This window comes from Ramlibacter alkalitolerans, from assembly GCF_016722765.1.
Taxonomy (GTDB): Bacteria; Pseudomonadota; Gammaproteobacteria; order Burkholderiales; family Burkholderiaceae_C; genus Ramlibacter; species Ramlibacter alkalitolerans.
Genome location: NZ_JAEQND010000008.1, coordinates 252,751 through 266,291, shown reverse-complemented (window position 1 = coordinate 266,291; position 13,541 = coordinate 252,751). Strand labels below are relative to the sequence as shown.

16 protein-coding genes are annotated in these 13,541 nt (G+C 70.6%); 4 read left to right on the top strand and 12 right to left on the bottom strand.

Annotated features, from left to right (window positions below):
- Nucleotides 1-9 precede the first annotated feature (9 nt).
- From JI746_RS16105 to JI746_RS16085, 5 genes are all read right to left on the bottom strand, one after another.
- Entirely contained in the window at nt 10-1,878 is a 1,869-nt protein-coding gene (locus tag JI746_RS16105; RefSeq protein WP_201690859.1) for a YcaO-like family protein, read from the bottom strand.
- 149 nt (nt 1,879-2,027) lie between these two features.
- The gene (locus tag JI746_RS16100) at nt 2,028-2,792 is read right to left on the bottom strand and encodes a hypothetical protein (protein ID WP_201690857.1); all 765 of its coding nucleotides are present in this window, start codon (nt 2,790-2,792) and stop codon (nt 2,028-2,030) included.
- Nucleotides 2,793-2,967: 175 nt separating this feature from the next.
- Nucleotides 2,968-3,258 (bottom strand): hypothetical protein, encoded by a 291-nt coding sequence (locus JI746_RS16095; protein ID WP_201690856.1) that lies wholly within the window; start codon nt 3,256-3,258, stop codon nt 2,968-2,970.
- Between the two features lie 201 nt (nt 3,259-3,459).
- Nucleotides 3,460-3,837: a hypothetical protein gene (locus JI746_RS16090; RefSeq protein ID WP_201690854.1), complete on the bottom strand. Its 378-nt coding sequence runs from the start codon at nt 3,835-3,837 to the stop codon at nt 3,460-3,462.
- A gap of 86 nt (nt 3,838-3,923) precedes the next feature.
- Complete coding sequence (locus JI746_RS16085; protein ID WP_201690852.1) at nt 3,924-4,091, bottom strand: hypothetical protein; 168 nt, start codon at nt 4,089-4,091, stop codon at nt 3,924-3,926.
- A gap of 164 nt (nt 4,092-4,255) precedes the next feature.
- Between JI746_RS16085 and JI746_RS16080 the strand changes: the two genes are divergently transcribed.
- Both JI746_RS16080 and JI746_RS16075 read left to right on the top strand, forming a co-directional pair.
- The gene (locus tag JI746_RS16080; RefSeq protein WP_201690850.1) at nt 4,256-5,248 is read left to right on the top strand and encodes an NAD(P)-dependent oxidoreductase; all 993 of its coding nucleotides are present in this window, start codon (nt 4,256-4,258) and stop codon (nt 5,246-5,248) included.
- Nucleotides 5,245-5,805, top strand: coding sequence for an aspartate carbamoyltransferase (locus JI746_RS16075; RefSeq protein WP_201690849.1), 561 nt, complete (start codon nt 5,245-5,247; stop codon nt 5,803-5,805). The genes JI746_RS16080 and JI746_RS16075 overlap by 4 nt, the downstream gene beginning before the upstream one ends.
- 51 nt (nt 5,806-5,856) lie before the next feature.
- Here the strand turns inward: JI746_RS16075 and JI746_RS16070 are convergent, their stop codons facing one another.
- The 3 genes from JI746_RS16070 to JI746_RS16060 form a co-directional block, all read right to left on the bottom strand.
- Nucleotides 5,857-6,702 carry a hypothetical protein gene (locus JI746_RS16070; protein ID WP_201690848.1) on the bottom strand — a complete coding sequence of 282 codons (846 nt, stop codon included), beginning with the start codon at nt 6,700-6,702 and terminating at the stop codon, nt 5,857-5,859.
- A 57-nt stretch (nt 6,703-6,759) separates the two neighbouring features.
- Nucleotides 6,760-7,377, bottom strand: coding sequence for a YceI family protein (locus JI746_RS16065; protein WP_201690847.1), 618 nt, complete (start codon nt 7,375-7,377; stop codon nt 6,760-6,762).
- Nucleotides 7,378-7,681: 304 nt separating this feature from the next.
- Nucleotides 7,682-8,614: a LysR family transcriptional regulator gene (locus tag JI746_RS16060; protein WP_201690846.1), complete on the bottom strand. Its 933-nt coding sequence runs from the start codon at nt 8,612-8,614 to the stop codon at nt 7,682-7,684.
- A gap of 47 nt (nt 8,615-8,661) precedes the next feature.
- Here JI746_RS16060 and JI746_RS16055 point away from each other — a divergent pair, with 47 nt between their 5' ends.
- Nucleotides 8,662-8,868: a DUF3820 family protein gene (locus tag JI746_RS16055; protein ID WP_201690845.1), complete on the top strand. Its 207-nt coding sequence runs from the start codon at nt 8,662-8,664 to the stop codon at nt 8,866-8,868.
- 3 nt (nt 8,869-8,871) lie between these two features.
- Here the strand turns inward: JI746_RS16055 and JI746_RS16050 are convergent, their stop codons facing one another.
- From JI746_RS16050 to JI746_RS16035, 4 genes are all read right to left on the bottom strand, one after another.
- On the bottom strand, nt 8,872-9,075 hold the full coding sequence (locus tag JI746_RS16050) for a hypothetical protein (RefSeq protein WP_201690844.1): 204 nt from the start codon (nt 9,073-9,075) through the stop codon (nt 8,872-8,874).
- Between the two features lie 9 nt (nt 9,076-9,084).
- Nucleotides 9,085-10,338, bottom strand: coding sequence for a putative Na+/H+ antiporter (locus JI746_RS16045; protein ID WP_201690843.1), 1,254 nt, complete (start codon nt 10,336-10,338; stop codon nt 9,085-9,087).
- 69 nt (nt 10,339-10,407) lie between these two features.
- Nucleotides 10,408-11,040, bottom strand: a complete 633-nt coding sequence (locus JI746_RS16040; RefSeq protein WP_236599874.1) for a response regulator transcription factor — start codon at nt 11,038-11,040, stop codon at nt 10,408-10,410.
- Complete coding sequence (locus JI746_RS16035; protein ID WP_201690842.1) at nt 11,003-12,616, bottom strand: sensor histidine kinase; 1,614 nt, start codon at nt 12,614-12,616, stop codon at nt 11,003-11,005. The genes JI746_RS16040 and JI746_RS16035 overlap by 38 nt, the downstream gene beginning before the upstream one ends.
- A 61-nt stretch (nt 12,617-12,677) precedes the next feature.
- Between JI746_RS16035 and JI746_RS16030 the strand changes: the two genes are divergently transcribed.
- Complete coding sequence (locus JI746_RS16030) at nt 12,678-13,529, top strand: 3-hydroxybutyryl-CoA dehydrogenase (RefSeq protein WP_201690840.1); 852 nt, start codon at nt 12,678-12,680, stop codon at nt 13,527-13,529.
- The last annotated feature ends 12 nt before the right edge of the window (nt 13,530-13,541 follow it).

Sequence of the window (13,541 nt, the reverse complement as noted above, 5' to 3'; positions counted from 1 at the left end):
ATCGGGCGCCTATGGCAGTGGGTGTGGGAAGCGCGCGCGCTGGGTGACCTCGTGCGTGACCATCCGCTCCGGCAACGCTCCGTAGCCGAAGGCGAGCGGGACGCAACCCGCGATCAGGGCCCGCACCGTTCGCACGGGGCGGCCGTCCAGTTGCGCTGGGCTGGCCGTCGAAGGCAACTCGACCCAGTAGGCCGCCACGTGCCGTCCTGCACCTTGCAGGCGCTCTTGCACGGACACGGGCCAATCCAGCTGGTCGAGGCGGATGGGGCGCTGCCCCTGCGCCACCAGCACGTCGGCACGGCGGAAGAACGCGCGCTGGGCAAAGACACTGGCGTGGTGCTCCGGCAGGCAGACGTCGCGGGGACGGACCGGGGTCGTGCGCGCCCCATGGCAGCGCGCCAGCGCGGCGAACTCCGCCTCGATGAAGGCGCGTTCCGTCGCACGCGTTGCGGAGGAATCCGAGGCACCACCCAGGCAGGCGAAGCCCAGGCGATCGTTGCGAATGAGGACCAGGATGGTCGGGCCCAGGCCGAGCGTCGTGCACGCGACGGACGTCTCGCAACCCAGTGAGGCGAGCGTGGCCATGCGGGTGGCGAGCTGCGCAGGCAGCGACGCAGGATCCACCGCTCTGCCGCCGGATTGCGCCAGCCAGTGCCTGGCGAAGGCATCGCGCTCGATGACTTCGTGCAGCGCGCGCTGCAGCGCGATCTCGATGTCCGCGTCGGCGGCGCAACCGGAGGAGCCGACCCGCATGAGGCGCTTGCCTGAGGCCGCCGACGCCGCAATGGCGGCAGACACGCAGTCTGCGGGCAGCCAGACGGCATCGCCGGAAGGCCACTCCCTGCCCTCCACCCAGCGGATCCTTTCCGCGGCGACGAAGGGCGATACCCCGAGCGACCGATCCGCGTATTGACGCTCGCTGTAGCGCGCGAACGCGGTCGGCAGCACAGGGCGCGCCAGTTCGGCCGCGGTGGCCTCGATGCAAGGCAGGGCCTGCCGTGTCGCCAGGCGCTCCGCCAGTTCGCTGACGGATTTCGACAAGGCCGTCCGGGGATCGTAGGCGCGGCCCCAGGCAACGACGCCCGGGGCGTTCGCCGAGGTGGCTTTTGCGATCGACAGACCGGCGTGTGCTTCGCTGTCCTGCCACGACACGGAGACGGCCCCAGCTGCCTCGCCTTGCGGCTGGCCAGTGACGAAGGCGCCGACATGGACGGGGCGGGCAAGCTGCAGTCGGCAGATGCCTGCCAGCTTGTCTTCGAAGGCGACGTCGGGGACGTAGCTGAAGCCGCGGCCTGCTGCCCAACGCTGCGCCCGGTCAGCCATCCCACCGGCTCGCAGAAGTGCGGCGCGCAGCGAGCCGTCCACGGCGCGCTGCGCGGCGCCTCCGGCAGCCGCGAGAACCAGCACCGCACTGCATTGCTCGAACAGGAGCGGATCGCAAAAAGCGCGATGGGCCGAAGCGTCGACACCAGCGAGCCGGTTGAGGCCCGCGCAGCTGTCGCCCGTGGTCGCGATTCCATACAGCGTTGCCGCGAAGCAGGCTCCGGGCTCCCGGACGATCAGCAGCATCTCCAGGTCGCCTGCTTCCTTGCTGCCGCTTCCCGGAGGAAGGTGCGGCAGGGCGAGTGCGCGCGCCAGGTCTTCCAGCTGCTCGCGGTGCAGCGGGACCCCGGCCCCCGCCCACGCGATGGAGGAGGCCCGCGCCCTGGCTGCGACCTCGTCCAGCAGCACGCCTGCTTCCAGCATGGCCTCCACGAAGCTGGGGAAGCGCGACTTGCCCCATCGGCTTTCGGCGGTGCAGGCGAGCGCCTCGAGGTCACGCGACCCGTCGCACCATTCGAGGATTCCCTGGATGAAGCGGCTGGGGGCACGGACCACCAGTTCGCTCCCCTGTGCCCTGACGTGCAGTCGACCAGCCCGGGCAAACGCCGTACCCGAGAGCACGGGCCTGGCAAGCGGCGGGACCTGCGGGTTGCGAGAAGGCAGACCCGGGAGGACAGGCCCCCCGGGGACGGTCCCGAACATGGTCAGCCGATGCAGGGGATCAGTTGCCTCACCGTCTCGCTGGCCGACGACCGCCCCTCGAGGCCGGCCCAGGGAGACGCGGGCCCCTGCTGGTCGCGGCAGTGGCTCAGGACAGGAAAGCCTTCGGCCACGTAGCTGAAGCCGTCCTGCACGACCAGGTGGAACAGCTCCGTGGAAGGCGGCAGGTCGTGGAAGATCGGACGCACGTGCAGCCATCCCGAGGCGTGGGCGACCTGCTCCGGCAGGTCGAAGTTCAGGATGAAAGGCAGCTCCTGGAATTCGAGGCCGGTGCCGTTGTGCATTTCGTAGAGGACATGGTGGATGTTGTAGGTGCCCCACCACTCCTTGCGCCTCCCTTCCTTGTCCCGCCGACTGACCCACAAGGGGTGATCGCTGGAAAGGAAGAGAGCCTCATCGCCGAGGCCGCGGATTTCCAGGACGCGGCGGGTGAGGCCGAGGGTGGTGGCCTCCGTCTTTTCGACCAGCTTCGGCCCGGACATCGTCATCACCGTCTCGCCGGCGCGGATGGTTTCGATGGCCTTGCTCGAGCCGTCCGCCAGCAGGACCCGATTGCCCGCCAGCAGGCACGTCGACGGACTCCAGTCCGAGGCGGTATCGCGGAACATCTCGTTGGAGATCGGCTCGCGGTACGGCCTGCGGGTGACCGACCAACCCTCCTCCGCATCCTTGGCCGCTTCTCTCGCCAGGCCGACGCTTTGCTGCCCGTCGATGAACACGGGACCTTCGATTCGGCTGATGACACCCATCGCGCTTCCTTTCTGAAGAACAAGAGGCCGAGGCTCGGCCCAGAGCGTTTCGTCGTGGTCGCCTGTACATCCCGGGAAATGGCGCGGCGTTTAGCCGGCGGCGTGATCGCCGGACCAAGGTGGCCTGGGGTGCGGGGACGGAGCGCTTGCGTCCACTGGGCGCAAGCTGTTCTGTTCACTCCACCGAGTCGATGGAGGGCGGGCGCTTGGGCGCCTTTCGGAACACGACGTCGTACGCGTACTTGCCGGCCCGGGCGCCGGATTCCTGGGCGAAGCCCAGCGCATTCAGCCGCGCGATGAACAGGAACAGTTCGAGCGCGCTGAACAGTTGCACGCGGCGGTAGACCTGGTCGTTGTGGTTGCAGATGCCGGCGACGGAATGCCGCGCGCCGGCGGCGGCCGGGGGCAGGCTGGCGATGATGGCCAGCAGCTTGTCGTCGTCCTCGTGGCGGGGACGTCGCGGCACCAGGCTGCTCCGGGGCATGTCGCCGCGGGGCTCGCTGGATCGGGGTGGGATCGGGGTCAAACGGACAGGATGCGCGCGCCCCGGGGGACCGGCATCCTCCTTCCGGGCGAGGCGCGCCGCTCGTCAGTTGCCTACGGAAAAGGCTGGCGCCCGCGGCGCGCAGGGTGGATACTGATTAGGCGTTAATCTGAAGGTATCCATTCAACGGCCGCTGCGAGCGGCCGTCTTTCTTTCCGGGTCCCGCGCGAACTGCATCCAGTACTTCGAGATGCCGTGGGCTTCCGGCAAGCGTTGCCGGAAGCCGAGCGCATTCAGACCGGCACAAAGGTACAGCAACTGCACGGGGCCGTGCAGGGCCACTTCCCGGTACATGATTCCCGCGGAATTGCAGATGCCCACGCGCCGCAGTTGGCCGGCGCCATCCGGGACCGCGAGGATGACGGAGCGGACCTGGGCGTCGTCATCGCCGGGCGTGGCCCCGGGGAGCAGGAAGGTCTCCGCAGCGTAGCAGGGACCGGGGGCCCGAGCGCCTTCATCCGGTTCGGGCCAGGCGGGGCGCGGAGGCTCGCGCCGTCTCATGCGGCCCATGGTAGGTGCGCCACACACGGCGCACCTTGATCAAAGGAAAGAAGGTGTGAGGGACAGCCCCGCGCCGTGACGCCTTGTCACCGAAACGGATGGGCCATGCGCGGCGCTGCCCCGGAGGCGGCGGGCTTGCCCGCGGCGACCATCGGCTTTTGTGCCAGGTCCCGCAGCAGGTACCTCAGCACGCTGTTGGAGCCCTTGCCCGAGCGGTGGCCGGGAGGCGCGGAGTAGGACGGCTGCACTTTCATGTCAGGTTGGAGTCCCACACGCCGCCCCGGTTCGCGCCGACGGTGTGAAGAAGTCACGAAACTTTCGGCTTAAGCGGGCCGCAGCGCCGGCTCGGGCGTGACGCGCGTGAAGCGGTGACGCAGGAGCCTGCCTGCGGCCGTCGGGCAGCGACAATGACGCCGCCATGCCCCTGCCGCACGTCCTCCTCACCAATCCGATCGATCCCGCTGTCAGCGCCGAACTCGCCCGGCACGCCGAGGTGCGCATCGCAAGCGCACTCGATGCCGAAACGCTGCGGCGGGAAGTGCGCGACGCCGACTACCTCGTCGTGCGCGCGCCGCTGCCGGAGGACATCTTCGAGTACGCCCCCCGCATGCGCGCGGCGGTGCGCCATGGCGCCGGCCTCGACATGATTCCGCTGGCGCAGGCCAGCCGCCACGGCGTCGCGGTGGCCAACGTACCCGGCGTGAATGCGCTGACCGTGGCCGAATACGCCGTCGGCCAGATGCTGAACCTGGCGCGCCACCTGCCGCGCATCGACCACACGCTGCGCGCGCAAGGCTGGGGCGCGGCGCGCCAGCTCTCCGACGGCGCGACGGACCTGGGCGGCAAGACGCTGGCCGTCGTCGGCATGGGCAGCATCGGGCACGCGCTGGCCCGCATCTGCGCCGCCGGCTTCGGCATGCGCGTGCTGGGCGTGCGTCGGACGCCCGCGCAGGACACGGAGCTGGTCCGCTACGTGTCCCTGCAGCAGGCGCTCCCCGAAGCGGATTACGTGGTGCTGGCCTGCCCGCTCACGGAGCAGACGCGCGGCCTCATCGGCGCGGCCGAATTCGCGCAGCTCAAGCCGGGCGCGCGGCTGGTGAACGTGGCGCGCGGCCCGGTGGTGGACGAGCCTGCGCTCACCGAAGCCTTGCGCTCGGGCCGCCTCGCCGGTGCCGCGCTCGACGTGTTCGCGACCCAGCCCCTGCCGGCGGACTCGCCCTTGCGCGCGCTGCCCAACGTGCTGCTGTCGCCGCACCTGGCCGGCATGACGCGCGAAAGCACCCGCCGCATGGGCGAGGGCGTGCTGGCGCAGCTGCGCGCGATGTTCCGCGGCGCGCTGCCGGAGCACCTTTGCAACCCGCAGGCGCGCGACGCGATCCTGGCCCGCTGGGCGGCTACCATCCAGCCATGAAACCCACCTTCACCGTGCCCGCCGCGAGCTTCGCCCTGGCGGCAGCCCTCGCCGCCGGCAGCGCCTGCGCCCAATCCGGCACCGACCACGGCGCGCACCAGCACGCCGACCACGCGCGGCACATGGCCGAACGGCAGGCGGAGGTCTCCGGACGCGGCAAGGACGTGATGCCCTTCGACCTGGCGGCGACGCTGCACGTGTTCACGAAGACGAAGACCGGCGGCGTCCAGAAGGTGGTGGCCCGGCGCAGCAAGGATCGCGAGCAGGTGCGGCTGGTTCGCGAGCACCTCCAGGAGATCCAGGGGCAGTTCAGGCGGCGGGATTTCTCCGGCCCCGCGCACATCCACGGCCACGACATGCCGGGCCTGCACGAATTGCAGGCCGCCCCGCCCGGTGCGGTGCGCGTCGCCTACCGGGAAGTGCCTGCGGGCGCGGAGCTGGCCTTCACCAGCGCGGACCGCGCACTCGTGCGCGCGATCCACAGGTGGTTCGATGCCCAGGTGGCGGACCATGGCCATGACGCGCAAGCGGGGCACGAGGGTCACGTCCACAAATGAAAAAGCCGCCGGCGCGCGCCGGCGGCTTTACTTCTTCGAAGCGCAGTCTTCTCAGTACCCGCCGTGCTCCTGCGCGGCGATGAGGACCATCGCGAGCGTCGCGATCACGGGGATCACCGTCAGCACCGCCGAGGGGATCCACGAGCCCGGATGCAGGTCGCGGCCCCGCAGGCGCACACCGGCGGCCAGCAGCCTGTCGGCCAGCAGCGCGATCACCAGCAGCGCCACGTAACCCAGCGAGAAGCCGGCATACAGGTGGGCGTTCAGGATCAGCGCGCCCAGCAGCACCGTCACGGCACCGGCGGCGGCGGGCGGGAAGGGCACGCGCGTCCTCGGCAGGTTGACCAGCATGCAGGCCGCCAGGGCGACGGCCAGCGCGCCACTGAGTTGCCCGATCTGCTGGCTGGAATCGAGCATCAGCGACAGGCCGGTGCCGCCGGCCACGACGGCCAGCAACAGCGGGCTGCGGGCGCCGCCCTCGGGCACCGCCGCGAAGGCGCTCCAGACCAGCGTGACCAGCACCGCCGCCACGGCGACGGCCAGGACGGCATGGCCGAGGCCCAGGCTGGCGAGCGCGCCCCAGGCCACGATGCCGCCCGTCACGAGGCCGACGACCAGGCGCAGCGCCAGGCGGGTCGCGCCGGTGGTGCGCTCGACGCCCACGGCCGCCGCGGCAGCGCCGACGGCGATCCAGGGCAGCCAGTCCAGCGCCACGTGGGGCACCAGCGACCACTGCGCGTGCAGCGTCGCGAAATAGGAAGCGACGAAGGCGGCGGCCACGGCCACCACCGCGTTCAGGCGCAGGGCGCGGCTGGCAGCCAGCAGGGCCAGGGCCACGATCGCGGGGACGAGCGCGCTCTGCCACAGCAACTGCAGCACGAGGGAACTCTCGGGCATGACGACTCCTTCGGTTGGGAGAGGGCCGGCCCCGCGGGGGCCGGCCGGGACTTCGGATTACTGCTTGATCGCTTCGATGCCGATGCGCAGGTCGACTTCGTCGGTGGCGGCGCCCGGGACGGCGTAGTTCATGCCGAAATCGGTGCGCTTGATCGAGCCGGTGGCGACGTAGCCCACGCGCTGCTCGCCCTTCATGCCCTTGCCGGCGCCGATGTGCTTGAGCTTCAGGGTCACGGGCTTGGTCACGCCGTGCAGCGTGAGGTTGCCGGCCACGGTGCCTTCGCCCTTGTTATCCAGCTTGATGGCGGTGGAGGTGAAGGTCAGGTTGGGGAACTGCACGGCGTTGAAGAAGTCGGGGCTCTTCAGGTGCTTGTTCAGGCCGTCGTGGTTGGTGTCCACGCTGTCGGTCTTGATCGTGACGTTGATCTTGCTCTTCTCGGGCGCGTCCACCACCAGGTCGCCGGCGATGTCGTTGAAGCGACCCATGAAGCGGCTGATGCCGCCCATGTGGCCGATCTCGAAGAAGGCGCCGGAGTGGGCCGGGTCCACCTTGTACGTGCCGGCCGGGGCGGCGGCGCCCGCGTTCGGGGCGGTCGGGCCGTCGGCGAAGGTGACGGTGGAAAGGGCCAGGCCGGCGGCGGCGATGGCGATGGCGACGGTGCTGCGGAGGGTCATGCGTTTGTCTCTCAGGTTCGAAGGGTGGAATGATCGGTTCGGGGAGGCGGGTGGGTGCCGCCAGCGCAGCCCGCACTGTAGGGAACCTGCCCGGCCATGCGATGTGCGTTTACGCACAAGGTCCGCAATGATGCTGGGAACGGGTACCCGACGGCGGGATACGGGAATTCTGGAATCCCCCCTATGCACGCCGATTGATGCAGGTCAGTCGGCCGGAGCCGGAATGTCGCCCGCTGCGCATCGGGCCTTTGCTGAAACAGCAACAACGACCCGACCGTGTCCACGCCTGCGCGAGGACGACGGATCACGGCTGCGGCACGTCGATGTCCAGCCCCGCCACCGTCTGCCGCGCATGCGCCACCAAGAACTCCAGGAAGGCGCGCGTGCGCGAGGGCATGAACTTGCGACTGGGCATGGCCGCCAGCAGGCTCAGTCGCGCCGTGATCCAGGGAGCCAGCACGCGCTGCAGCCGCCCTTCCTTCAGCAGCGCCTCGACGACGTCGACCGGCTGGCTGCTGATGCCGCCGCCTTCCAGCGTGGCGCGCAGCAGCGTGTCGCCGTGGTTGGCGGTGAAGGCCGACACCACGTCCACTTCCAGCGCGTGGTCCGCGTGGCCGGGGTCCATCAGCCGCAGGGGACCGAGCTTGGCGCCCGGCAGCCGCAGGCGCAGCACGCGATGGCGCAGCAGGTCCTCCGGCGCCGCGGGTTCGCCGCACTCGCGCAGGTAGCCCGGCGAGGCGCAGAACACCGAGTGGCTGTGGATCACGGTGCGGGCGATGAAGCCGGGATCGATGGTGGTCGCCCCGCTCAGGACGGCCAGGTCGTATTCGTGCACCGCCGGATCGGGAGAATCCTCCACGTGCAGGTCGATGTGCACGTTCGGGTGCGCGCGCTGGAAGCCGACGACCGCGGGCGCCAGCAGGTGCACCGCGACGATGGGAGGCGCCAGGACCCGCACGGTGCCGCTCATCTCGCGGCTCTGGTCCTGCACCATCGCCTCGGCCGCGTCGACCTCGCCGAGGATCACGCGCAGCCGCTCCAGGTAGGTTTCGCCGGCCTGCGTCAGCGACAGGCTGCGGGTGGTCCGCTGCAGCAGGCGCACGCCCAGGTGGTGCTCCAGGTCGCTCACCAGCCGGGAGACGACGGCGGTGGCCAGGCCCAGCTTGCGCGCCGCCGCCGCGAAGCCGCCTTCCTCCACCACCTGCTGGAACACCCGCATCGACTGCAGCCGGTCCATCGCCCCTCCTTCAAGGGCCGGATTATGGTGGCGGGCACAATCGCGCCATGGCGGATCCGTTGACGCGGCTGGTCGAAGTCGAGATGCCCTACGGCAAGTACAAGGGCCGGCTGATCGCGGACCTGCCGGGGAACTACCTGAACTGGTTCGCGCGCGAAGGCTTTCCGCCGGGCGAACTGGGGCGCCTGCTGGCCCTCATGCACGAGATCGACCACAACGGCCTCGCGCACCTGCTCGCACCTTTGCGGCGCTGAAGCTCAGGGCGCGCCGCGGTGGCGGTGCCGTCGACGCAGCGGCGCGAGCGGCTTGGGCGCGGGTTGGCGCTGCCGGCCGCGGCCGCGATCGCCCCAGTCCACCAGCAGGCCGGCGGCGCCCACCGCCAGCGGCAGCAGCATCAGGAACATCCATTCGGGCGGCAGCGCGGCCCACCAGTTGGCCAGTTCGTCGAGCCATTCGGACATTGCAATCTCCTACAGCAGCCGGAACGCCGCCACGGCAACCAGCGTGGCCGGCAGTGCGGCCAGGAACAGTCCCAGCGGATGGATCGCCTCGTCCTGGAAGTGCGAACGCAGGATCGCGAAGCCCGCCGGGTTCGGCGCATTCGCGATGACCGTGAGGCCGCCGCCCGTCACGGCGCCGGCGACCACCGAGTACTTGAACTCCTCGCTCAGGCCGTCGACCAGCGAAGCCAGGTAGGTGAGCGCCGCGTTGTCGGTCACCGCGGTCAGGGCGGTTGCGCCGTAGTACACGGCGGTCTCGTCCATCCCCTGCAGCAGCGGCGACAGCCACCATTGCTGGTGCCCGCCCAGCACCACCAGCCCCGCCAGGAAGAACGCGACCAGCAGCCCTTCGCGCAGCATCAGCCGGTCCTGGAACTGCGGGTAGGCGGTGGCGAAGCCGAGGAACAGCAGCAGCAGGCCCATGAAGACCGCCGGGTGATGCGAGAAGACGACGATGCCCGCCAGGAAGGCGATGTGGATCGCGAGGATGCCGGCGGACAGCGGCGCCGGGCCCCGAGTGGACGAGGGCGCGATGCCGGCCAGCTCGCGGCGGAAGAAGAACGCCACGCTGGCGGCGTTCACCGACACGGCCACGGCGGACTTCCAGCCGAACAGGGTGAACATGTCGAGGAAGCCCCAGCCCCACTTGCCGGCCACCATCAGCACCGGCGGCGCGGCGAAGGGCGTGAGCGTGCCGCCGATGGAGATGTTCACGAACAGCACGCCCAGCGTCACGTACTTGAGGCGCGTGGACACCTGCTTGCTGTACACCTGCTCGCGCAGCATCAGGGCGGCCAGCGTCATCGCCGCCGGCTCGGTGATGAGGGATCCCATCAGCGGCACGATCACCAGCGTGACGAGGTACAGGCCGATCGCGCCCCGGGCCGGCACCGCCCGCGCGAGCAGCGCCGCGATCGCGCGGGCCACCTGCAGCACCGCCTTGCTGCCGGCCACCACCATGATCGCGAACACGAACATGGGCTCGGTGTAGTCGCGCGAATCGACGTACTGGGTGGCGGCGACGCGGCCCTGCAGGGCGATCATCAGGGCCACCAGCACGATGGCCCAGAAGCCGAACACCACTTCCACCTCGCCCAGCAGGTGCCAGAAACCGGCATGGGCGGGCTGTGTGTGCGCGAGGCGCTGGAAGTACTTGCTGGAAAAGGTATGCAGGATCGCGAGCGCGAACAGCGCGCCCGCGATCCACTGGACGGCGGCAGTCATTGACCCTGCAGGCTACCGCCGGGGCGCCTCCGGGGGATCAGGGCAACGCGTACGGACTGCCCGTACGTGTCAGCCGGCGGGGCCGTCGTGCAGGCGCACCAGTTCCACCATGCTGGAGACGCCGAGCTTTTCCATCACGCGCGCCTTGTGCACTTCCACCGTGCGCGGGCTGATCCCGAGCTGGCTGGCGATCTGCCGGTTGTGCAGCCCCTGCATCAGGAGTTCGAGCACCTGCCGTTCGCGCTCGGTGAGCACTTCGCCGGGCAGCCGGCCCCGCGGCACGCGCGGCTGGCGCCCGGCCTGCGCGGCCAGCCTGGCGCTGGCGTTGGCGATGGCGGCCAGGATGTGGCCGCTGTCGAAGGGCTTCTCGACGAAATCCGCGGCATCGCCGAGGAAGGCGCGGCGCGCCGCGGCGACGTCGCCGTGCGCGGTGACCACCACGACGGCCAGGCCGGGAAAGCGCCGCCGCACTTCGTCCAGCAGGTCCAGCCCCGACATCCCCGGCATGCGGATGTCGGCCAGCACGCAGCCGCGCCACTCCGGCCGCGCGGTGGCCAGGAAGTCCTCCGCGTTGCCGAAGGTCGCCGTGGCGAAGCCCCGCAGGCTCAGCATCAGCGACAGCGAATCGCGCACCGACGCGTCGTCGTCCACCACGTAGACGGTGTCACACGGCAGGGACGGCGGGGGCGGGGTCGAACTCATTGCGCGGCAGGGTGAAGCAGAAGCGGCCGCCCGGGCCGGCCCCGGCCCAGAGTTTGCCACCGTGGCTTTCCACGATGCTGCGGCAGATGCTCAGGCCCACGCCCAGTCCGCCCTGCTTGCCGGAGGCCGGAGCGTCGAACAGCGCGCGCAGGCGCTGCGGCTCCACCCCCGGGCCGCTGTCGATCACGTCGACCCGCACGCCGCCTTCGCTGGGCGCCACGCGCAGCAGCACGCTGCCGCCGGCGCCGGCCTGCGCGGCTGCCTCGATGGCGTTGGCCAGCAGGTTGCGCAGCACCACCGCGATCTGGATCGCATCCACGCGCAGCGCCGGCAGCCCGCCGTCGGTGTCGGCCTGCAACTGCACGCCCAGGCGCTGGGCGAACTCCTGGTGCGCTTCCAGCGTCTCGTGCGCCAGCGCCGGGATCGACGTCGGCTGCAGCGAAGTGGCGCCGGAGCGGAAGAAGTCGCGCAGCCGGCGCGTGACGGCGCCCGTGCGGCGGGCCTCCGCCACCAGCTTGCCCAGCACCTGCGTGAGCTGCGCGCGGCGCTCGCCGTCCAGCGGCGTCGGCTGGTCCGCCAGCGCCTGGCATGCATCCGCGTAGTTGCTCAGGGCGGTGAGCGGCTGGCTCAGTTCGTGGGCCAGCGCCGCCGCCATCTGGCCCGCCGCCGAAAAACGCAGGCTGGCGCGCAGGTCGGCCTCGGCGCGCGCGCGTTCGTCCACCGCCACCCCGAGCAGCAGGCCCGTCATCGCGGTCGCGGCCATCAGCACCTGCAGCTCGAACAGGGTGAGGTCGTGCCGCAGCGCGAGCTGCGCCGCCGCCAGCAGGCCGGCCTGCGTGAACAGGGTGGACAGCACCGCGCCCTGCACGCCGAAGCGCACGGCGGCCCAGACCACCGGCGGCACCAGCAGGTAGAAGAACTTGAAGTAGTCCTGTTCGCCGCGGCCGAAGACCACCCACAGGGCCGTGCAGGTCAGCGCCGCGCCGGCCCACCATGCGGGGCTGCGCAGCACCCCCAGCAGCCCGTCGCGCCGCGCCGGTGCCAGGGTCAGCAGCAGCACGGGCAGCAGCACCAGCACCGCCGCCGCGTCGCCGACCCAGTAGCGGATCACCGCATCGCGGGCGAGCGCTGCGGCCGACAGGCTGCCGGAGTGGATCAGCACGTAGAGCACCGCGCTGGCCAGCGAACCTGCCGTGACCGACACGGCCAGCCACAGCAGCTCGCGGTGGCGGGCCAGCGGGAAATCGAGGTCCAGCGTGCGGCGCAGCGCCTGCGCGATGGCGGAGAACGTGAGCGTCAGCGCCGCGGCGGCGGCCAGCATCGTGAGGCTCTCGGCGGGCAGGCCGCGCACCACCAGCTCCGCCAGCAGCAAGCCGGCGAACACCAGCCACGCCTTGCGTGGCGCGCGGATCAGGAGCGCGATGGCGACGGCCTGCTGCGGATTCCATGGCGTGATGTTGAACCCGGGCACCGGCCGGAAGTAGCTGGCCCAATCCAGCAGCACGTAGGCCGCCAGGTAGCCCAGGGCCCAGGCCCAGGACGGCAGCCGCGCGGAGCGGGGTTCAATGTCTGGCATCAACAGGCATCCTAGCCGCGCTTGCTACGATCCACGCTGCACCCACGGAAGGAACAAGCCAATGAGCAACCCCCACATCGCAGTGATAGGCGCCGGCACCATGGGCAACGGCGTGGCCCAGGTGTGCGCGCAGGCCGGCCTGCGCGTGACGATGGTCGACGTCGACCAGGCCGCCGTGCAGCGCGGCGTCGACACGGTCGGCAAGAGCCTCGCGCGCCTGGTGAGCAAGGAGAAGATCAGCGCCGACGAGCGCAGCGCCATTCTCGGTCGCATCGAGGGCACGACCGACTATGCGGCCATCGCGCCGGCGGACATCGTGATCGAGGCGGCCACCGAGAACCTCGACCTGAAGCTGCGCATCCTGCGCCAGATCGACGCCCTGGTGCGCAAGGAGGCGATCATCGCCACCAACACCTCCTCGATCTCGATCAGCCAGCTGGCCGCCGTGATCTCGCGGCCCGAGCGCTTCATCGGCCTGCACTTCTTCAATCCGGTGCCGGTCATGCAGCTGCTGGAACTGATCCGCGGCATGCAGACGGCCGGCGAGACGCTGGCGCAGGCGCAGGCCTTCGCGAAGCTGGTGGGCAAGACGCCGATCGTGGCGAAGAACAGCCCCGGCTTCGTGGTCAACCGCATCCTCTGCCCGATGATCAACGAGGCGATCTTCGCCCTGCAGGAAGGGCTGGCCAGCGCGGAAGACATCGACACCGGCATGCGCCTGGGCTGCAACCAGCCGATCGGACCGCTGGCGCTGGCCGACCTGATCGGCCTGGACACCATGCTGTCGGTGATGAACGTCTTCTACGAAGGCTTCAACGATCCGAAGTACCGCCCGGCGCCGCTGCTCAAGGAAATGGTGGCCGCCGGCCGCCTGGGGCGCAAGACGGGCCGCGGGTTCTACAGCTACGCGTAGCGCTGGTACCGG